This is a genomic window from Aquimarina penaris, from assembly GCF_040786285.1.
Taxonomy (GTDB): Bacteria; Bacteroidota; Bacteroidia; order Flavobacteriales; family Flavobacteriaceae; genus Aquimarina.
The window spans coordinates 1,423,692-1,444,374 of the sequence record NZ_JBFMKQ010000001.1 but is presented as its reverse complement, the minus strand read 5'-3'; the positions used below and the strand labels follow the sequence as shown (position 1 = coordinate 1,444,374).

Annotated in this window: 16 protein-coding genes and 1 tRNA gene; 9 read left to right on the top strand and 8 right to left on the bottom strand. The window is 35.3% G+C overall.

The window, feature by feature from the left end; all coding sequences use genetic code 11:
• Window positions 1-27 precede the first annotated feature (27 nt).
• From ABW637_RS06010 to ABW637_RS06000, 3 genes are all read right to left on the bottom strand, one after another.
• A complete protein-coding gene (locus ABW637_RS06010) occupies window positions 28-1,236 on the bottom strand; it encodes a BaiN/RdsA family NAD(P)/FAD-dependent oxidoreductase (protein ID WP_367583737.1) in 1,209 nt (402 codons plus the stop codon).
• On the bottom strand, window positions 1,233-1,913 hold the full coding sequence (locus ABW637_RS06005) for a glycerophosphodiester phosphodiesterase (protein ID WP_367583736.1): 681 nt from the start codon (window positions 1,911-1,913) through the stop codon (window positions 1,233-1,235). Before ABW637_RS06005 ends, ABW637_RS06010 begins: the two co-directional genes overlap by 4 nt.
• A 379-nt stretch (window positions 1,914-2,292) precedes the next feature.
• Window positions 2,293-3,471, bottom strand: coding sequence for an acyl-CoA dehydrogenase family protein (locus tag ABW637_RS06000; RefSeq protein ID WP_367583735.1), 1,179 nt, complete (start codon window positions 3,469-3,471; stop codon window positions 2,293-2,295).
• Window positions 3,472-3,867: 396 nt separating this feature from the next.
• Here ABW637_RS06000 and ABW637_RS05995 point away from each other — a divergent pair, with 396 nt between their 5' ends.
• Complete coding sequence (locus ABW637_RS05995; RefSeq protein ID WP_367583734.1) at window positions 3,868-4,179, top strand: hypothetical protein; 312 nt, start codon at window positions 3,868-3,870, stop codon at window positions 4,177-4,179.
• 204 nt (window positions 4,180-4,383) lie between these two features.
• Window positions 4,384-5,463, top strand: a complete 1,080-nt coding sequence (locus tag ABW637_RS05990; RefSeq protein ID WP_367583733.1) for an alpha/beta hydrolase family protein — start codon at window positions 4,384-4,386, stop codon at window positions 5,461-5,463.
• Window positions 5,464-5,522: 59 nt separating this feature from the next.
• On the opposite strand, the gene ABW637_RS05985 is transcribed toward ABW637_RS05990, so the two are convergent.
• The 3 genes from ABW637_RS05985 to ABW637_RS05975 are packed head-to-tail and all read right to left on the bottom strand — an operon-like array spanning window position 5,523 to window position 7,344.
• Window positions 5,523-6,236, bottom strand: coding sequence for a tRNA1(Val) (adenine(37)-N6)-methyltransferase (locus ABW637_RS05985; RefSeq protein ID WP_367583732.1), 714 nt, complete (start codon window positions 6,234-6,236; stop codon window positions 5,523-5,525).
• Window positions 6,236-6,760 (bottom strand): ribosome maturation factor RimM, encoded by a 525-nt coding sequence (gene rimM, locus ABW637_RS05980; RefSeq protein ID WP_367583731.1) that lies wholly within the window; start codon window positions 6,758-6,760, stop codon window positions 6,236-6,238. The genes ABW637_RS05985 and rimM overlap by 1 nt, the downstream gene beginning before the upstream one ends.
• Window positions 6,761-6,774: 14 nt before the next feature.
• The gene (locus ABW637_RS05975) at window positions 6,775-7,344 is read right to left on the bottom strand and encodes a 30S ribosomal protein S16 (protein WP_367583730.1); all 570 of its coding nucleotides are present in this window, start codon (window positions 7,342-7,344) and stop codon (window positions 6,775-6,777) included.
• 337 nt (window positions 7,345-7,681) lie between these two features.
• Between ABW637_RS05975 and ABW637_RS05970 the strand changes: the two genes are divergently transcribed.
• The 4 genes from ABW637_RS05970 to ABW637_RS05955 all read left to right on the top strand — a co-directional run bounded on the left by ABW637_RS05970 (window position 7,682) and on the right by ABW637_RS05955 (window position 16,264).
• The gene (locus ABW637_RS05970; protein WP_367583729.1) at window positions 7,682-8,521 is read left to right on the top strand and encodes a DUF6252 domain-containing protein; all 840 of its coding nucleotides are present in this window, start codon (window positions 7,682-7,684) and stop codon (window positions 8,519-8,521) included.
• Window positions 8,522-9,002: 481 nt separating this feature from the next.
• Window positions 9,003-10,355 carry a hypothetical protein gene (locus ABW637_RS05965; RefSeq protein ID WP_367583728.1) on the top strand — a complete coding sequence of 451 codons (1,353 nt, stop codon included), beginning with the start codon at window positions 9,003-9,005 and terminating at the stop codon, window positions 10,353-10,355.
• Between the two features lie 232 nt (window positions 10,356-10,587).
• Window positions 10,588-14,973, top strand: coding sequence for a DNA polymerase III subunit alpha (gene dnaE, locus ABW637_RS05960; protein WP_367583727.1), 4,386 nt, complete (start codon window positions 10,588-10,590; stop codon window positions 14,971-14,973).
• Between the two features lie 52 nt (window positions 14,974-15,025).
• Entirely contained in the window at window positions 15,026-16,264 is a 1,239-nt protein-coding gene (locus ABW637_RS05955) for a cytochrome c3 family protein (protein ID WP_367583726.1), read from the top strand.
• On the opposite strand, the gene ABW637_RS05950 is transcribed toward ABW637_RS05955, so the two are convergent.
• A complete protein-coding gene (locus ABW637_RS05950; RefSeq protein ID WP_367583725.1) occupies window positions 16,261-16,623 on the bottom strand; it encodes a hypothetical protein in 363 nt (120 codons plus the stop codon). The two genes, ABW637_RS05955 and ABW637_RS05950, sit on opposite strands and share 4 nt — an antisense overlap.
• Before the next feature lie 251 nt (window positions 16,624-16,874).
• Here ABW637_RS05950 and trxA point away from each other — a divergent pair, with 251 nt between their 5' ends.
• From trxA to ABW637_RS05935, 3 genes are all read left to right on the top strand, one after another.
• Window positions 16,875-17,198: a thioredoxin gene (gene trxA, locus ABW637_RS05945; protein WP_445012719.1), complete on the top strand. Its 324-nt coding sequence runs from the start codon at window positions 16,875-16,877 to the stop codon at window positions 17,196-17,198.
• A gap of 131 nt (window positions 17,199-17,329) precedes the next feature.
• A complete protein-coding gene (locus tag ABW637_RS05940) occupies window positions 17,330-18,259 on the top strand; it encodes a DUF58 domain-containing protein (protein WP_367583723.1) in 930 nt (309 codons plus the stop codon).
• 86 nt (window positions 18,260-18,345) lie between these two features.
• Window positions 18,346-18,419, top strand: a tRNA-Asp gene (locus ABW637_RS05935).
• A 204-nt stretch (window positions 18,420-18,623) separates the two neighbouring features.
• On the opposite strand, the gene ABW637_RS05930 is transcribed toward ABW637_RS05935, so the two are convergent.
• Window positions 18,624-20,654 carry a S9 family peptidase gene (locus tag ABW637_RS05930; RefSeq protein WP_367583722.1) on the bottom strand — a complete coding sequence of 677 codons (2,031 nt, stop codon included), beginning with the start codon at window positions 20,652-20,654 and terminating at the stop codon, window positions 18,624-18,626.
• Window positions 20,655-20,683: the final 29 nt, after the last annotated feature.

Below are 20,683 nucleotides of genomic sequence, written 5' to 3'. Positions count from 1 at the left end.
TTTATCTTAAAAACATCTTTTGATAAGCTAAGACGTAATTGCTTGCGCTGCAATAAAGGCTCCGGTCCATGCATTCTGAAAATTGAAGCCTCCAGTAATTGCATCAATATTTAACACCTCTCCTGCAAAGTACAAATTCTGATATTTTTTACTTTCGAAAGTTTTGAAATTCACTTCTTTGAGATTAACTCCACCTGCAGTAACAAATTCTTCTTTAAAAGTGCTTTTTCCATGTACTTCAAAAACACCTTGAGTAAGTTGTTCTGACAAGGAATGAAGCTGAACTTTATTTGTATCTGCCCAACGTGTATCTTTTTTAATCCCCGAAGCTAGTACTAAACTTTGCCAAAGTCTTTTAGGAAGTTCGAACTGAGTGTATTTATAAACGTGCTGTTTGGGGTTCTTATTTTTTAACTCCTTAAGCGCTTCGAGAATCTCTTGTGTGGTATAATGTTGAAGCCAATTTACCTTAATTTTAAAAGTATATTCGAATGCGTTTAATTCTATTGCTCCCCAAGCAGAAAGTTTTAGGATTGCAGGGCCACTCATTCCCCAATGCGTAATTAGCAAAGGACCTTCGCTAAATAGCTTTGAGTTCATAACTCTTACCGAAGCATTTGTAACTACCCCTGGTAAGTCCCTAATTCTAGTATCTTTTATATTAAAGGTAAATAATGAAGGTACAGCAGCGATCGTATCATGCCCTTGTTCACTCAGTAATTTCCATACTTTAGGGTTGCTCCCTGTAGCTATCATTAATTTTGTGGTCGTAAAATCACCTTGACTGGTCTCTACCTTCCATTGACTGTTTTGAGTATAAAAGTTTTTAACAGAATGACTAGTTAATACATCTATCCCTAATCGACTCGTTTCTGATAAAAAGCAATCGATGATCGTTTCAGATGAATCTGATACAGGAAATATCCTGCCGTCATCTTCTATCTTCAACGCAACCCCACGACGATCAAACCACTCCATTGTGTCACCCGTCATGAAAGTATGAAAAGGGCCTTTAAGTTCTTTTTCTCCTCTAGGGTAATTTTTACTTAATTCATTAGGTATAAATTCTGCATGAGTCACATTACAGCGACCACCACCCGATACACGTACCTTAGACAAGACTTCTTTACCTCGTTCTAAAATTGCAATTTTTAAATTCGTGTCATTCTCGGCAACATTGATTGCTGTAAAAAACCCAGCGGCTCCTCCACCGATAACAATTAAATCATAATTCATTTTGCAAAATTCGGAAAATCTGTAATGATACCCTCAACATTATATGATTTTGATTGGTTAATCAACACTTCTTCATTTACGGTCCATACATAAACTTGATATCCTTGTTGATTAGCCAGATCAACCTCATCTTTGGTCAAAGAAATTATTGGTGGATGAATAGAAAATGCTTTGAGTTCTTTGGCAACCGGTAAGACCCGTGTAATATTTTCTTCAGTCAGCACACCTAACTTAAATTTCGAAGTCAGCTTTTTTATTTGAAATAGTTGCGAATGATCAAAGCTAGATATAATGAAATCATCATAATCCCATCCCGAATTTTTGATATATTTTTCTAAAAGTTTTATAGTCGGCAGCGCTGTACCAATTCCTTTTAATTCGATATTGAGCATGCATTTTGCATCTATCAGATCCAGAACGTGGTCTAATAAAGGAATCGTATACCCCTCTATAGTTCTAAACTTTTTTAAGGCCGACCAGGTATATTCTGATACTTTACCCTTCCCATTAGTGGTTCTTTGCAACGTGTCATCATGAATAACAACTAGCTCACCTGATTTACAGCGATGTATATCGATCTCGATGCCAGCAACACCATGTGCAAGAGCTTCTGCAATAGATTCTAATGTATTTTCTGCCACTAATCCAGCGGCTCCACGATGTCCAAATACTTTCATGGTTGTCGTTTTATAAGGTTCTTTACTCTTCTTAAGTGGTTTTACGCCCTTTCTGATATACTTTAGACTACCCAATGGGTGGTACATTACTGTTTTTAGATGGTCTTGAAGTATTTCTAACCTACTGTTAACTGTCTCGAAGGGTTATTAAACTGATTCGAATCGGTTCTGAACCCTTTATAATGGGTAACGAACCTCTTTTAGACAATAAATCACCTATACGAACCACTTACACAACCGGTTCGAACAGGTATAGAACCTCTTATAAACAGTATTGAATAGGTTCGAATAGATAAAAGACCACCCAGAAGGGGTTTCGAACCTGGTTAGGGGTGGTTCTGAACCACCCCCTATTTAGATTTATTTTTATGATTATAATTTATTTGAAGGCTGAAAAACCTGTGATATCCATTCCGGTAATCAATAGATGAATATCATGAGTACCTTCATAAGTGATTACACTCTCTAGGTTCATCATATGTCGCATGATACTATACTCACCGGTGATTCCCATACCGCCAAGAATTTGTCTTGCTTCTCTTGCAATTTTAATGGCCATATCTACATTATTACGTTTTGCCATAGAGATTTGGGCCGAGGTAGCTTTACCTTCGTTACGCAATACCCCTAATCGCCAAGCCATTAATTGTGCCTTGGTAATTTCGGTAATCATTTCTGCCAGTTTCTTTTGTTGCAATTGTGTGGCTCCTATTGGTTTATCAAATTGGATACGTTCTTTTGCATATCGTAAAGCTGTATCATAGCAATCCATCGCTGCACCAATCGCTCCCCAGGCAATACCATAACGTGCAGAATCCAAGCAACCTAATGGTGCTCCTAATCCACTTTTATTAGGTAGCAAGTTCTCTTTTGGCACTTTTACATTATCAAAAATTAGCTCTCCTGTAGCAGATGCGCGCAAGGACCATTTATTGTGTGTTTCTGGAGTAGAGAATCCTTCCATTCCTCGTTCTACTACAAGCCCATGAATTCTTCCTTCTTCATTTTTAGCCCAAACCACTGCCACATCTGCAAAGGGTGCATTTGATATCCAAAGTTTAGCACCATTAAGCAAATAATGGTCCCCTTTATCTTTAAAATTAGTAGTCATTCCTGCTGGATTAGACCCATGATCAGGTTCTGTAAGCCCAAAACATCCCATAAACTCACCAGATGCTAATTTTGGAAGGTATTTTTTTCGTTGTTCTTCGTTACCGTATTTCCAGATGGGATACATTACCAAAGAAGATTGTACCGATGATGTAGATCGCACACCTGAGTCACCTCGTTCAATCTCTTGCATAATCAATCCATAACTAATCTGATCAAGCCCCGCACCTCCATATTCTTCTGGAATATAAGGCCCAAACGCACCAATCTCTGCTAAACCTTTAATGATTTGATTTGGAAATTCTGCCCGTTGTGCATATTCTTCTATAATTGGAGAAACTTCGCGCTTAACCCAACTGCGGGCTGCGTCACGAACTAGTTTATGCTCGTCAGAAAGTAATTCATCTATATTATAATAATCGGGAGCTTCGAAAAGATCTGGCTTCATTTGGTATATGTCTTTAAAGTATTATCAAAATTATCGCACTTTTGCGCTTAACAAATGTAATTAATGGAAAAAGAGCAAGCAATTTTTTTCACATTTTTAAAAACATCGATCATTTATTGCAAATAAACTGAAGTAAGACGATCAAGAATATATTCTACCCCCATTACCTTAATAGAAACGAATAAATTCACTAAAATCTGTGTATAAATTCCGCATTTCAACCTTTTTTTCTACATAAGATCTTGTTAATAAAGTACATTCCTTTACACCGAAAATAGATTCAAAATACTGTAAATCAAGTTTTTATGTTCTATTTCAGCTCTTACTATCCTCTCTGGCATAATTATTCCAAAGTATGATATGTAACAAAATGTAAATCTTAAAAAGAAACACAAAATGAAAAATTTATTTGTATTACCAGTATTAGCTTTTGGATTATTAGTAGGAACTCAAGGGATCAACGCACAAGAAGTAGCCTCAACAGATAATACTGAAATCACTACACCAATTCAAGATAAATATATAGATCTGGCAGTAGAAAACTTGCCTCAAAAAGTTATTGACGCAGTTGCTAAAGATTTTGCTGGTGCAACAATAGAAAAAGCTGGTGCTAAAGAGGATGCTTCTGAGTTTATGTTAGTATTAAAGCAAGGAGAAAAAACGATGGAAGTTTATTGTGATGCAGATGGAAACTGGATCAAGAAGTAAATTTTGATTGATAACAAGTAAGAGTCTTAATTTATACTGTAATAAATTAAACTTTGTAGAGTGATTGAATTTCGAAAAGGAGGGTTTGATGATAACCTTCCTTTTCATTTTAGTAGTAAAAACCAACCATAAACCAAAGGTTTTCTATTTTCTTCCCTTGAATATTATTTTTTTTACTTTTATAGCCAGATAAATCTTCATCCCGTGGCTACTAAAAACTCAATTACTGCACATTTTTATTCAAGGTTAATTAGCAAAAAAAATGTCAAGACTTTAACACTATTACTACTTGTCTTAAATACGTTACATTTTTATGGCCAGAAAAAATCTCCTGCAGATTTTGGATACAAACATGTAACAACAGTATATAAAACAGATACTATTGATCTGATTATAAAATCCAAAAAAGGAGAGGAGTTACAAAAAAAACCTATTTTTATTTTCATTCAAGACACATTACCATCACCGCTAATTACGCATGATGGCAAGAGTCATTTTCCTCCCTATCCATTTTCTTCAAAAATTCTTGAAGAAGAGTATCATATCATTACGATAAACAAACCTGGACTACCCGTAATTAGTCTTTTTAAAGATTTAGGAAAACAGTACCGATATATAGACAAATCAACAGGCCAACTTCCTAAAGAGTACCTTCAAAACAATAATTTAGAATATTATGTAAATAGCCATAATGCTGTCATAAAATTTTTAAAAAAACAAGATTGGGTAGATTACTCGAGAATTATAGTAGTCGGTCATGGCCAACAAGGTAGCTCTATAGCCATCAAACTTGCAGTAACCAACTCTGATATATCACATGTAATTTATTCGGGAGGAATACCTTATTATTCTAAAATACTTTCTGAAATTCGAGAAGAAAGGCGCATTTTAAGTCATAGGGAATTGAAACCTCTTATAAAGGATAGTATTCATAAAACAGCTGTAACACACTTTGATGATTGGATTAACGCTACAGATCAGACAAAGCAGTCCAAAGATAATCGACAAAAAAATTTACTTTCTTTTTCTGAAAACCTGAATACTAGTTTTAAAAAACTACATATTCCGATTCTTGTGAGTTATGGTGCCAGGGATATTGTGAGTCCTTTTAATGATCTTCTTAGAACCGAAATGATCAAGGATCATAAAAACAATGTAGAGTTTAGAGCTTATGATGGGCTAGGAGCAAATTATTTTCCATTCGAAAAAGGCGAGTTTTATCCCATGCTTGAATACTGGGATTTAGTCGTTGAGGATTGGAAAAAATGGTTATCCAAGGAATAAAACAAGACTCGTCGTAAAAAAACTGCTAATCTATACAAAGTAAACCATCTAGAATACTGTTACATTTTTATATAAAAATCTTTGGTAAGATTTATATATTCTTGTGTATAAGCATGTCTTGAATTTTCTATAATCAGCTCATCTATTTCGCATGCTGTTTGATCAAAACCAAATAAAAGCAGGCTTCTCTTAATCTCTGAAGTTGAATTACCTCTAACTCTCGTGATTTTTTTAGGAAACAACCCTACTTGTTCTGCAATACCAACAACTCGTTTCTCTTCTTTATACGGAATAACAATTGCTAATTGCCCTGTATCAGACAACAATTTGGAAGCCCCGACCAGTAAATGTTCGAATGGCAGTGCATCTTCAAATCTTGCCATATCACGTTGGGCATCTTTACTCTTATAATCTTCAGAATAAAATGGAGGATTACTGATCAACACATCATATTGATCATCAATTTCTTCAAAAAATTCCTGAAACGAAGCATGATAACAAAACAATCGATCTCCCCAGGGTGATGTTTCAAAATTATCTACAGCTTCCTCATATGCTTCTGTATCTATCTCTAAAGCATCTATGATCTCTGCATTAGATCGTTGGGCTACCATTAAGGCAATTACTCCTGTTCCGGTACCTATATCCAGAATTGAATTTACATTCTCATCTATGGGCACCCATGCCCCTAACAATACTCCATCGGTACCAATTTTCATGGCGCAGCGGTCTTGTTCAACAGTAAATTGTTTGAATTTGAAAGGTTTGCTCATTATAAGTAAAGATCAATCAAACCTTCTGGAGTAGTTACGACAACTTGCTTTGTTTCTCGATCTATTTTTTCGATAAATTCGTCATTCATAGGGATAAGGATCTCAATACCTTTGCGATCAATTTCGAATAATGCCTGGGCAGTCGAGTCGTTAATAGATTTGATAATACCTACTTCTCCATAAGCAGTATCTATAATTGTAAAGCCAATTACTTCGTGGAAATAAAACTGATCCCCTTCTAATTTTGGCAATAATGTGAGTGGAAGATAAATTTCGGCCTTCATAAGATCATCTGCATCTTCCTCGGTATCTACATCTTCAAATTTTACTCTAAGTAAATCACTCTTGTGAAGCGAAGCTTTGTCAATAAAAAATGGAACCAGGTTATTGTTGTAGTCAACAAATACTGATTCCATTTTTACATAACTTTCGGGTTCATCGGTGTCCAATTTAATCAACACCTCGCCCTTAAAACTAAATTTACTTACGATTTTACCTAGATAGAAGCATTCTTCTTTCTTCATCGTCAATAATGCAACTATTCTTCCTCGTTGCTAGCTTCTGGAGTTACTTCTTCTGTTGCAGCTTCTGCTTCAGGTGCTTCTACCGCATCTGCCTCTTCGGTCGTTTCTGCCTCAGCTTCTACTTCTTCTGCATTTGCAGCAGCAGCATCAGCTTCACGTTTAGCATTCACTTCTTTTTCAGCTTCAAGAGCTTTTGCTTTAGCAGCTGCATCAGCTTTCGCTAATGCTTCTTTCTTAGCACCAACAGCTCCTTCTTTTTGAGATAACCAAGCTTCAAATTTTTCTTTAGCTTGCTCTTCTGTTAAAGCTCCTTTTCTTACTCCACCTTCAAGGTGATTTTTAAGCATAGCTCCTTTGTAAGATAAAATTGCTCTTGCAGTATCGGTAGGTTGTGCTCCATTCTGTAACCATTTTACAGCTCCATCAACATCAAGGTCAACGCTAGCCGGGTTTACATTAGGATTATAAGTACCTAATTTTTCAAGGTATCTACCATCTCTTTTTGATCTAGCATCTGCTGCTACGATCCAGTAAAAAGGTTTCCCTTTTTTACCGTGTCTCTGTAATCTAATTTTAACAGGCATAAAAATTAATTTTTGGGTACACGACCCTGTTTATAATTAAGGGCGCAAAGATACTTATTTTAAATTGAAATAGAATCAATAATTCTAAAAGTTTATTCCTGAAAATTAATAGGTTGCGTTTCTAAAAGTATGTATCGATCATATTTTGAAGAATATTTGAGGAAAAAACCATAGAATTCACCTACTAATCATAGAAAAAAACTACATTTTGTGTATTTCATCGATTAAATGTGCATTTTTTCGATGAAATAATTGTTTTCTTGAGATTTTCATTTTATGTTTGTAGTCATAAATAACCTACGGATTATCCGTAATTTTTTTATAAAGCCCCAAGCCTATGATTAAAACTACTACTCTATTAGCAGTTTTCTGCTTTATTTTTACTTCTTGTTCCACTGATATCGAAATCAATAATCCTGCACTTCAGGCAAAAATTGATGGAGAAGTTTTCACGTCTTCAATTAAAAGAGCTGTCATCTATGAAGATGGGACATTAGTAATCTCTGGATCTGCAGATGACAAATCAATAAGTTTCACTACTTCGGCAACAAAAGTTGGTACCTATAAAATGGCGCAACAATCTGTTAACACGGTAAGCTTCAAAAAAAATCAAGAAGAATTTACTGCCAAAGAAGGTGAAACTGATGGTACAGTAAATATTACAGAAATTCATAACAATGAGATTTCTGGGAATTTTTACTTTAATGACCTAAAAGATGACAATGGAAATAGCATGAACTTTAGTGATGGATGGTTTTACAGAATTCCTTTAGAAAACGGAGTTATCGAAGAGGAAGTAATTACTCCAGAAATCAACCCATGTCTATTAAATGCGTCTTTAACAGCACTTGTAAACGGCACCGAAATGATAACTGATAATCATTCTGCTGAAATATTTGGTGTAGAAAATGTATCTATACTCATCAAAGCCACTAATGAAGAAGGAGAAATCTCTATGGTGTTTCCGTCAAACATTACTACAGGAGGTTATTCTCTAACGGGATCAGGTGATTATAGTGCTACATACACATCGTCAAATAATAAATCCTCTGCATTATCAGGAACACTTACTATTACTAGTCACGATGCAGTAACAAAATGTATTAGCGGAAGCTTCGATTTTGAAACCAGAAGTGGCGTACAAATATCACAAGGTATATTTGAATTTGGCTATTAAAAAACCATAACTCAACTTAACCATGAAAAGTGCTCATTTATCTAAATGAGCACTTTTTAATTATTAAAAACGAAAGCTTTGAATATTTTTCTTTCGACGTAAAAGGATTTTTGCTTTTCGCCTAAATTTAGATAATCCCCATTTCTCAAATATGTTAGCTACCTAACATTTTCGCGTTTTCATCCTTCTTTGTAAATGCTTTCATTATGTTAATTAATTCCTAATAATTTAGTAAAACATTTGTTTATACCATAAAAATACTTGTTTCACTTTCATCATAAACCCCTATATATCAGTACTTTTATTGATTATTCTTCAAAAATCATTTATAAATTTTACTGATGCTACAAACTTTTATTTTGTAAGCACGAATTACTACTGTCGTCTGAACCTATATCAAAACTTAAATATTAGCTTTTGAAACCTAAAGATGATTGGCCGATTGTTTTTTTAAAGTCACAAAAATTTAAAAAATGAAAACATGAAAAATTTAAAAACAATACTCTTAGCCCTATTTGTAGCTTCAATATTTACAGCGTGTAGTAATGATGATGCTATAGTAACAGAAGATCAACCAGTAGCAGAAGAGGCAGACGCAAAATCTTTTCAGTCTTTTAGAGCCTTAAAAGAAGCTAAAATACTATTAAGCAGTATTCGAAGAGATGGAGGAACACCTTACAATGTATTTAACCCAGCACTTCGTTTTACAGCAGCACAGAATGTATTTTTACCCAGTGTATTAGGTATAGATTATCGAATAGATAGATCAGAAGTTCCCGCTGGACCTACAGCTAGATTTCCTATGTTTCAAGGATGGGAAACTTTGCCCGATGGAAACCGTAGAAAAGGTTATTATGTAATCACCGAAGCATCCAATAGAATAATGGCTAAAAAATTAGGGGTTATTTTTTCTCCCAGAATGGCGGCATCAATAGGCTCAGGAGGCGAGCAAAAGGGATATTTTACTCGTAGAGGAAGACTCGTTTTTGAAGGATCTGTAGATTTTTCACCAAAAAGATCTTTAGTCCCCGGAGCAACATCAGGTGATGGATTATTATTTGGTTTCCCACCGGCAGAGGTGAATCCCGGAGCTATAGCAAGTCCAGAATGGTCTTCTTATGTGGTATTACCTAGTGGAGTTGTAATTAATGCACAAATGGTAGCCAACAGTACGGGTATTCACGATAGAATTCCTAATCCGGATGGAAATGGACCTGCTCAGGAAGATGATTTAAACAATCCAAACCTTGCTATTGATCAAGCATCTGTGGTAATGCAGCTATTAGATGGGTGGCAAGATGGTAGACCATATTACTTTCATATTGTAACAGATACTTCCGATCCAGGGCCGGCTACTATCGAATTAGGAGTATTTGCACCAAGATTAGCTAATTTACCAACATTTGGATTATTCCCGGGAGGTTCTATGTTACCTTTTAGTCCGACTGCTAATGGTAGAACGACAGATACAGATGGTCTTGGAGTACAAGGTTTAAATTCGGCTTCCTTAAGTGATCGACAAGTACAGGATCCAACAAATACGTTTCCGATTGATCCAAGAGATACAAGGTATGCTCCTATGTGGGATGCACATATCACTGAATTTACTGTTCCTGAATCTGAGCGTCCAATCCTACAAAGCTTTGATCAAATAAATGAGCTTTTGGCAGATGGTATTTTAATTCCTTTTAGAGGGAATGCAAATCCGAGTCCTTTAGCAAATTCATTATCTGATTTGTTAACTGCAACAGGGGCAATTATTAACTGCCCAGTAATTACACAACCTTCAGCAAGTGTTATAGGCACTCAAATCGGATCACCTCGTAATAAGTAATAAGTACTTAAAAAAAGTAAATTAAAATAGAAAGCTTAGAAGCATTACATGTTTCTAAGCTTTTTTATTTCTAGACTATAAATACTATTACCACCTCAAAAAAGAATGCAATATCATATGTTAAAATAAAATGGTTAATAATTCTGGATAACTTTTGGGAAACAGAACCTATGATTTTCTGTATTTTTGAAAGTCTTTTGTAAGGGATAAATTTCTTGAAACACCTCTTTTTATGTACTTAATTTTTGATACCGAAACCACCGGATTACCTAAGCGTTGGGATGCTCCTATTAGCGATACCGATAATTGGCCCAGATGTATACAAATTGCATGGCAATTGCACGATGAGATGGGTAATTGTATTGAGCATCAGGATTACCTGGTAAAGCCTGATGGTTTTAATATCCCCTATGATGCAGAGAAGATTCATGGTATTTCTACCGAACTGGCAGATCACGATGGTATTACTCTAGAAGAGGTTCTTGAGAAATTTAATATTGCTTTATCAAAAACGAAGTTTGTTGTTGGTCAAAATGTAGGCTTTGACGTAAATATCATGGGAGCCGAGTTTTATCGTTTAGGATTAGAAAACAATTTACAAGAGTTACCTGTTCTTGATACCTGTACCGAGGTTACTGCAGAGCTTTGTAAAATTCCCGGAGGTCGAGGTGGTAAGTTTAAGCTTCCTACACTTACCGAATTGCATGAATATTTATTTGATAATGCCTTTGGCGAAGCGCACAACGCAACAGCCGATGTTGAAGCCACTACTCGTTGTTTCTTCGAGCTTATACGTAAGCAAATATTTACACTTGAAGAACTTGATGTACAGCCAGATTATTTTCAGAATTTTAAAGAGGTAAACCCCGAGCCAATACAGCTGATAGGATTAAAACATATTAATCTTAAGAAAGCTTCCGAAAAAATACAGCAAGAACTTACAAAAGGGCAAACTTCGGATTTATCTCAGCAAGAAATCGATCAAAATATTGCCGCTCTTGATGAAATAAGTTTTGCACATTTACATAATCATACTCAATTTTCGGTATTACAATCAACCACTAGTATCCCAGACCTGGTTAAAGTGGCTGCCCAACATAAAATGAAAGCAGTTGCCATGACCGATCATGCCAACATGATGGGAGCTTTTCATTTTGTGCAAGCTGTTTCTAATCACAATAAAAGTGTAGAAGCTGCAAATGCTGAAGCCATCGAAAACGGACAAGAACCAGAAGGTGTAGCAATGAAACCTATTGTAGGTTGTGAGTTCTTTGTTTGTGAAAATCATAAAGATAAATCCCGAAAAGACAACGGCTATCAAATTGTAATGCTTGCCAAAAACAAAAACGGATATCACAACCTGGCCAAAATGTCTTCTACTGCCTTTGTAGATGGTTTTTACTACCTCCCCAGAATAGATAAAGAAATTGTAAAGCAATATAAAGAAGATATTATAGTATTAACCGGTAATTTATACGGCGAAGTCCCGAGTAAAGTGCTAAATATTGGTGAAAAACAAGCAGAAGAAGCATTGCAATGGTGGCATCAAGAATTTGGAGACGATCTCTATATCGAGATTATGAGGCATAACCAGGAGGATGAAAATAGAGTAAACCCCGTATTGCTAAATTTAGCTAAGAAATACAACATTAAAACTGTTGCTACCAATAATACCTATTACTGCGAAAAGAAAGATGCTAATGCCCATGACATTTTATTATGTGTAAAAGATGGAGAAAAACAAGCTACCCCGATAGGTCGCGGAAGAGGGTATCGATATGGCTTGCCTAATCAAGAATATTATTTTAAGTCTCAAGAAGAGATGAAAAATCTTTTTAAAGATTTACCAGAAGCCATTATAAATGTTCAAGAAATTGTAGACAAAATCGAGCCCTTTGTTCTTGCAAGAGATGTATTATTACCAGCTTTTGATATCCCCGAAGAATTTCAGTTTGAAGAAGACACCGTTGATGGAGGAAAACGCGGGGAGAATAAATACCTAAGACATATCACCTATGAAGGTGCGAAAAAACGATATGGCGAAATCACTCCAGAGATTGATGAACGTCTCGATTTTGAATTGAAAGTTATCGAAAAAACAGGGTATCCGGGGTACTTTCTAATTGTTGAAGACTTTATTCGTGCCGCTCGTGATATGGATGTATCTGTAGGTCCTGGTCGGGGATCGGCTGCTGGATCGGCGGTAGCGTATTGTCTATGGATTACGAATCTAGATCCTATAAAGTATGACCTGCTTTTTGAGCGTTTCTTAAATCCAGACCGTGTGAGCATGCCTGATATCGATATTGACTTTGATGATGAAGGGCGTAGTCGTGTAATGGATTATGTAATCGAAAAATATGGATCCAACCAGGTAGCACAGATTATTACATACGGTACCATGGCCGCAAAATCATCAATACGTGATACTGCCCGAGTACTCGACCTACCTCTGGGTGATGCAGATCGCATTGCCAAACTGATACCCAATATGTCTAAACTTGGGAAAATTTTTGGTGTGGATGAAGCTACACTAAAGAAAAAATTTAGAAGCGATGAGTTAGAAAAAGTGAATGAGCTTCTAAACATTGCCGAAGGTAGTGATCTCGAAGCCGAAACTTTAAACCAGGCAAGAGTATTAGAAGGATCAGTTCGAAACACAGGTATTCATGCCTGTGGTGTAATTATCACACCAGATGATATTACAAAGTTTGTTCCTGTAGCCTTAGCAAAAGATTCAGACATGTACTGTACCCAGTTTGACAACTCGGTAGTAGAAAATGCAGGGCTGTTAAAAATGGATTTTCTGGGGCTTAAAACGTTGACCTTAATCAAGGATACCGTAAAAATTGTTAAAGCCAAGCATGGTGTAGAACTAGATCCCGAGAATTTTCCACTTGATGATGAAGAAACCTATGCACTCTTCCAGAGAGGTGAAACGGTTGGGGTGTTTCAATATGAATCTCCTGGGATGCAGAAATACATGAAAGAGCTTAAACCTACGGTTTTTGCCGATCTTATTGCTATGAATGCTCTGTATCGCCCCGGACCGTTAGAATACATACCGAGTTTCATTAACAGAAAACATGGTACCGAAGAAATCATCTATGACCTCGAAGCTTGTGAAGAATACTTGAAAGAAACCTACGGAATTACAGTATACCAAGAGCAAGTGATGCTACTCTCTCAAAAACTGGCCGATTTTACTAAAGGTGAAGCAGATGTATTGCGTAAAGCAATGGGTAAAAAACAAAAGGCAGTTCTTGATAAAATGAAACCTAAATTTATCTCTCAAGCCTCTGCAAAAGGACATGCCGAGGATAAATTAGAAAAAATCTGGAAAGACTGGGAAGCCTTTGCTGCTTATGCTTTTAATAAATCTCACTCTACTTGTTATGCATGGATAGCCTATCAAACGGCTTATTTAAAAGCTCATTATCCCGCAGAATATATGGCAGCCGTACTTTCTAATAACATGAATGATATTAAACAGGTTACTTTCTTTATGGAGGAATGTAAGCGCATGAAATTAGACGTATTGGGGCCCGACGTAAATGAATCCTATCGTAAATTCTCGGTGAATAAAGATGGGGCAGTACGTTTTGGAATGGGCGCCATTAAAGGTGTAGGTACCGGAGCCGTAGCCACTATTGTTGAAAACCGAAAAGAAGATGGGCCATATCGATCCATTTTTGACATGGCAAAGCGTATCGACCTAAGAGCAGCTAATAAAAAAGCTTTCGAAAGTCTTGCTTTGGCTGGGGGTTTTGATTCTTTTACAGAAACACACAGAGGTCAATATTTTCATAGAGAAGGAGATGATATTACTTTTCTTGAAAAAGCCATGAAATATGGTTCTAAATACCAGGAAAATGAAAACTCATCCCAGGTAAGTCTTTTTGGCGAGGCTAGTGATGTTCAAATTCCTGAGCCCGTAGTACCTCCTTGCGAGGAGTGGGGCACTATGGAAAAACTGGCAAGAGAAAAAGAAGTCGTTGGGATATACCTATCAGGACATCCTCTTGATGATTTTAAATATGAAATGAAATATTTTTGCAACGGGACTCTTTTAAATTTTGCAGATTTAGAAAACAATTTAAATCGTGAAATCTCTTTTGGTGGTGTAATTACGGGTGTTGAACATCGTACTTCTAAAAATGGAAAGGGATGGGCTACATTTACTATAGAAGACTACAACACTGCTCATGAATTTAGAATTTTTGGAGAAGAATATCTAAAACACAGACCGTTCTTGGTGCAAAGTACCTTTGTATATGCCAAAGCTTTTGTAAAAGAAGGGTGGGTAAACCGTGACACTGGTAAAAAAGGAGATCCAAGAATTCAATTCAATAGTTTTCAGCTATTACACGATGTGATGGAAACTTATGCCAAAAAATTGACCATTCAATTAGATATTAATAATCTTTCTGACTCAAGAATTGATGGTTTAAAAGAACTTTTGACAGAACACTCCGGAAATCACACTTTAAATTTTGTGATCTATGAAATGGCAGAACAATTAAAACTTCATATGCCAAGTAGAAAACAAAAAGTTAATATTTCTCAGGAACTGCTAGTAGCTCTAGAAAATGAATCTGTGTATTATAAATTGAATTAAAAAGAATATACCTTATCTAATTACATTATATTGGTACTAAGATTCATTTTCTATGCAAAAAAAAATAATCTATACAGTACTTCTATTAGTTGTTATCATTGGTTTTTTTAGCTATTTTTTATTTTCTTCAGAAGATACAAATAGTGATTATGTTGCTGTTACTCCAATAGCTGTACACAATAATGGTATGGAGTTTATAGATTCTTCGGCATGCGTAGAATGTCATAAGCAGATTGTTGAGGACCATTTGAAAACTGCACATTTTAATTCATTTCAACCTGCTAACGCAAACACGATCAAAGGGAATTTTGAAGATGGTAAAAATAGTTTTAAACTTAATGACAAAGTAGTCTTTAAAATGGTTGCCAAGGATAGTGGGTTTTATCAAGAACCTGTCATTAATAATCAAAACACCCCTTTTTATTCAGCCAAAATGGATATTGTGGTTGGCTCAGGAACCAAAGGGCAATCTTATTTAATGTGGAACAATAATAACCTTTTTCAATTACAGGCTTCTTTTTTTACACCTACCGATAGTTGGATCAACAGCCCAGGAGCTCCAGATCAACTTGCACCTGCAAGACCTGTGATTGAACGCTGTTTGGAATGCCACACGACCTATGCACAAAACCTATCAGGAAGCAAAAAAGGCAATCAATTTCACAAAAAGAATATTGTTTACGGTATCGATTGCCAACGTTGTCATGGCCCGGTCACCGATCATATAGCATATCATAAACAAAATCCCGAGGAGAAAACCGCTAAACACATTTTAAAATACAGTTCTTTATCCAGACAACAACGACTAGATGCCTGTGCATTATGCCACTCTGGTTTACGTATTAAAACTACAGAACGAGCTTTTACATTTATGACGGGTGATTCTTTAGGAAACTTTTCTTTTCCGGATTATGACAAAACTAGCCTTGCCGATTTAGATGTTCACGGAAATCAATACGGATTACTAAAAGCTAGCGAATGCTTCAAAAAAAGTACCCTTTTAGATTGTTCTTCATGCCATAATCCTCACAAAAAAGAGAGAGGAGAATTTTCTTCTTTTAATCAAAAATGTATGAACTGCCATAATTCATTAAGTAACCCCATAGTTTGTGCCGGGGACAAAGCCGAAATGCAGCAAATGAATAATAACTGTGTGCAATGCCATATGCCTTTGGTCAATAGCAAAGCGATGAAAATCCAAATCACTGAAGAGGAAGAAGTCGCTGTTAAAGTAAGAACACATTTTATCGGAATTTACAACCAACAAAATTCAAAAGAATCCGGTAATTAATCAAAGAAACTACGTGCCCAGTTTTCGGCTTCATCCAGAGAAGTAAAGAAGGTAAATGCTTCATTCCATAATGGTTGCTCTTGTAAAGCTCTTTTTATTTCGTCGGGATTACTAGAAACAATGGCAAACCCAATCATATTCTTCAAGATTTTCTCTTTATAGACATTTAAATCTATATCGTGTGGAAATTTCCTATGCGTAATGAATATAAAATTCTTTCCATTATAATAATCTTCCAGGTGTTTAGTGATTTCTCCAGCGGTTTCTATAGTAACAGCAGAACCATCATGCATTACCAAGATCGCATGAGATTCCTTAAAAGTAAGATTGCAGTATGGTAGTTGGATTTCTTTTATCATGGTTGATGTACTCCTACAAATATAATGTTAATTTTATTTCAACCACTTCATCTTATGTATAGAATTTATTACTATTATTGTTTTTTTCCGGGTTTGTATTAGATATGAGTTTCATTATATAATTTGATTTATTACATTGGTATCAGAAAATCAAATGATTCTATAACTAAAAGAAATATTAGGACTGTAAGCTTTCGAAGAATTATTGACTAATTTTGTGAATATTAAAATAAATAAGAATTTTAAATAGAATAACTATGGCACTAGAAATAACAGATGCTACCTTTGATGAAGTAGTACTTAAAAGTGACAAACCAGTATTAGTTGATTTTTGGGCAGCTTGGTGTGGTCCTTGTCGAATGGTAGGTCCTATCATCGAACAAATTAGCGAAGAATATAATGGAAAAGCTGTTGTTGGTAAAGTTGATGTTGATGCAAACCAGGAATTCGCTGCAAAATATGGAGTACGAAATATTCCAACTGTTTTGGTTTTCCAAAATGGAGAAGTTGTTGGGCGTCAGGTAGGAGTTTCTCCTAAAAATGTATATGCAGATGCTTTAGATTCTCTTTTATAAAAAACTGAAGATAAGAAATAAGGAAAAGGCTTGACATTAATGTTGAGCCTTTTTTTGTTGATACTATATTTTAATATGTATCTTTCACATTAAAAGTTCTCTTCTTTATTGAAGATATTTTGAGAAGGATTATGGATATTCAAAATGAAAAAAATAAAACCGGAGGGTTTACAAATTTAGAACTGTTAGCCAAACAAGTGGTAGAAGGTTTTATTTCTGGCATGCATAAAAGTCCATTTCATGGTTTTTCTGCAGAATTTGCCGAGCATAAAGTATATAATAACGGTGAGAGCACTAAGCATATCGACTGGAAACTCTATGCCAAAACGGATAAACTTTTTACTAAAAGATACGAAGAAGAAACAAATTTAAGGTGTCATATAATTATTGACAACTCTTCTTCTATGCATTACCCAAAAGCAAAAGAGCATCATTTAGGTTCTTTAAATAAAATTAGTTTTTCGGTACTTGCCACTGCTTGTTTAATGAATATCCTAAAAAAACAACGAGATGCTATTGGCCTGAGTATTTATAGTGATCAATATGATTATTATGCTCCAGAAAAAGGCAGTGAAAGACATCATCAAATGCTGTTAAGCAGGCTTAATGAGTCGATCACTAATACAGCAAGTACTAAAAATACGGATACCTTTAAATTTCTACATTTAATTGCAGAAAAGATACACCGTAGATCATTGATTTTTTTATTTACCGATATGTTTCAGGCCACTTCTAGCCCTGATAAATTGTTTGAGGCTCTAAGGCATCTTAAATACAATAAACACGAGGTTATCTTGTTTCATACCTTTGATAGCGAAAAAGAATTGAATTTTGATTTTAGTAACCGTCCAACTCGATTTGTTGATGTAGAAACGGGTGAGTATATTAATGTTTATGCAGATACTATTAAAGATAATTACCAAAAAGCAGTTTCTTCATATTTTTATGATTTAAAAATGAAATGTGCTCAATATGGAATTAAGTACGTAGAGGCCGATACTAGAAAAGATTTCGATAAAATTTTGACTACTTATCTGGTTGAAAGACAGAAATTTGCTTAATCTATGATATTTAAATTCAAAAAAAATAAAAAAAATATTTGCGGGTAATAAAATGAGGTGTATATTTGCATCCGCAATAAGGCCTTGGTCTGGTAGTTCAGTTGGTTAGAATACCTGCCTGTCACGCAGGGGGTCGCGGGTTCGAGTCCCGTCCAGACCGCAAGATTGCTAAAGCTTCAATACTCATTGAAGCTTTTTTTAGCAGTTAAAAATGTTGTGTTGTCTCACGCTTGTCGTGAGTGGTTTAGTAGTAAACCAATGAGAAGCTTTTCCATATAAATCTGGAGAGGCTTTTTTTAATTTAGGGAAATAAAAAAAGCCCTGTTTGTTTTAAACAGGGCTGTACAATATTATATTCCTTTAATTAATTCTTAAAAGAAGTTTTATCTTCTGGAGCAATATCAGACTTTAAATGCTTTGCAAAAAAGCCCATCATACTCTTATACAACTCTATTCGATTCTTTTCATGTCCAAACCCATGGCCCTCATCATACTTAACCATATATGGAACATCAAAACCTCTTTTTCTTAGATTAACAACAATCTGATCTGATTCATTAATATTTACACGCGGATCATTTGCGCCTTGAACAACAAAAAGTGGTTTTGTAATTTTATCGACATTAAGTGCCGGAGAAACTTCTTTCATGATTTTCTGATCTTCGGGATCATTTTCGTCATACCATTGCTCATATACTTGTGCCAGATATGGTTTCCAATATGGCGGAAAAGATTTGAAAAAAGTGAATAAATTAGATACTCCTACATAATCGACACCGCACTGATACAAATCAGGAGTTTTAACCAAGCTCCCCAAAGTTGCTAATCCACCATAACTACCCCCATAGATAGCAATATGATTTTCATCGATAAGCCCTAAAGATTTTACATGTTTTACTCCATCTTCGAGATCATCAAGCATCTTGCGGCCAATCTGTTTGCTACCGGCTAAATAAAATTTCTTTCCATACCCCCCAGATCCTCGATAATTGATTTGCAATGTTGCATACCCTCTACTAGCGAACAATTGTGTCTCGGGATTAAAACCCCAATAATCTCTTGGTCCATAAGGACCTCCATGAGGATTTACAATTAGAGGAACCTTTTTTCCTGTTGTTGCTTCTTTTGGGATGGTTAAATATCCATATAATGTAAGCCCATCTCTTGATTTAAATGTAATAGGCCTCATCTCTGCCATATTCTCTTCTTTAAGCCGAGGCATCAAGTTCATGATTTCTTTAAAGCTGTCTTTTTTTGTGTCATATAGATAATACACTCCATATAACTTGTCACTGTCTACATATAACAAATACTTATCTTCTTCATCTGTTTTATTGGCAATAGAAAAGTCTTTATCTCCAAATTGTTGCTTAAATTTTTGATGTAGTTTTTTATACGTCTCACTTACAGGAACGACAACACTTTTTTCTCCAGTGTAATCATAATAATCTGTTTCATATCCTCGTTTACGAGAACGACTCATACCATCTACATCAAATACAGGATTACTAAAAACTTTTTTTAGAGTTTCTTTTTTGGCCAGATCATAAAGAATAATCTCATCTGTATCATTGTTCAAATTACTCATCACAAAAGCATCATGAGGATACTCTGTAGTATAATCAAAACCAAGAATACTGAAATTATCTTTCCAGGTCGTGGTGAGAATTTTTTCAAAAGATTTATCCTTGGATATTCTATAGTAAAGGGAGTAGTTGGTTCCGTTTTCTTGCTGGCTATATGCTCGTAACACTCCTTCTTTATCAAAATTATACCCAGCAATTGGATTTTGAACATCTTTATTTTCATACAGCTTTTCTAACTCTCCGGTGTTAATATTTATCTTATAGGGCTCAAATATCTGTTGATTATCTTTATTCATGGTAATAATCATATATTGAGGTTGTTCTTTTAGCATTGATAAAATATCTACTCGAACACCATCAAAAGGGGTAAGATCTTTTGTATTGGCCCCATCTAAATCTACTGCAAACAGGTGATAATTCTCATCTCCTCCTTGGTCCATAACATAGATTAAGCGATTGTTATTTGCCCAACCATACCCCCGAATAAGCTCTTCTTTTTCGTCGATAACTCTTTTAATCTCTCCTGTCTCTGTGTTCTTAACATAGACATGACGTTTACTCTCACTATCCTTTTCACGATAAGAAAAATACATCCCGTTTGGTGAGAATTGAAAAGAAGACTGTTTTGGTCTTTCAAAATAATCTTGAACCGCATACGCAAAGCTCCCTTTTTCTTGATCTGCCAGCACTTTAAGTTCTTCTTTTGAAGATGCCAAGGAGGGATCTCCTGGTAAACTATCTTTTTTTGCTTGACCAGTAATACCTTGTGCGGTAATAGCCACTAAAATGGTTAAAAAATAAATTTTCATGATTTGATGATTTGATTGAATATATATGT

Bases quoted from the DNA above. Each gene is read 5' to 3' on its own strand.
- ABW637_RS06005 (WP_367583736.1), bottom strand. From the start codon at position 1,913: ATGAAAGTATTTGGACATCGTGGAGCCGCTGGATTAGTGGCAGAAAAT.
- ABW637_RS05970 (WP_367583729.1), top strand. From the start codon at position 7,682: ATGATTAAAACTACTACTCTATTAGCAGTTTTCTGCTTTATTTTTACT.
- ABW637_RS06010 (WP_367583737.1), bottom strand. From the start codon at position 1,236: ATGAATTATGATTTAATTGTTATCGGTGGAGGAGCCGCTGGGTTTTTT.
- ABW637_RS05975 (WP_367583730.1), bottom strand. From the start codon at position 7,344: ATGCCTGTTAAAATTAGATTACAGAGACACGGTAAAAAAGGGAAACCT.
- ABW637_RS05930 (WP_367583722.1), bottom strand. From the start codon at position 20,654: ATGAAAATTTATTTTTTAACCATTTTAGTGGCTATTACCGCACAAGGT.
- ABW637_RS06000 (WP_367583735.1), bottom strand. From the start codon at position 3,471: ATGAAGCCAGATCTTTTCGAAGCTCCCGATTATTATAATATAGATGAA.
- rimM (WP_367583731.1), bottom strand. From the start codon at position 6,760: ATGAAGAAAGAAGAATGCTTCTATCTAGGTAAAATCGTAAGTAAATTT.
- dnaE (WP_367583727.1), top strand. From the start codon at position 10,588: ATGTACTTAATTTTTGATACCGAAACCACCGGATTACCTAAGCGTTGG.
- ABW637_RS05940 (WP_367583723.1), top strand. From the start codon at position 17,330: ATGGATATTCAAAATGAAAAAAATAAAACCGGAGGGTTTACAAATTTA.
- ABW637_RS05995 (WP_367583734.1), top strand. From the start codon at position 3,868: ATGAAAAATTTATTTGTATTACCAGTATTAGCTTTTGGATTATTAGTA.
- ABW637_RS05950 (WP_367583725.1), bottom strand. From the start codon at position 16,623: ATGATAAAAGAAATCCAACTACCATACTGCAATCTTACTTTTAAGGAA.
- ABW637_RS05965 (WP_367583728.1), top strand. From the start codon at position 9,003: ATGAAAAATTTAAAAACAATACTCTTAGCCCTATTTGTAGCTTCAATA.
- ABW637_RS05955 (WP_367583726.1), top strand. From the start codon at position 15,026: ATGCAAAAAAAAATAATCTATACAGTACTTCTATTAGTTGTTATCATT.
- ABW637_RS05985 (WP_367583732.1), bottom strand. From the start codon at position 6,236: ATGAGCAAACCTTTCAAATTCAAACAATTTACTGTTGAACAAGACCGC.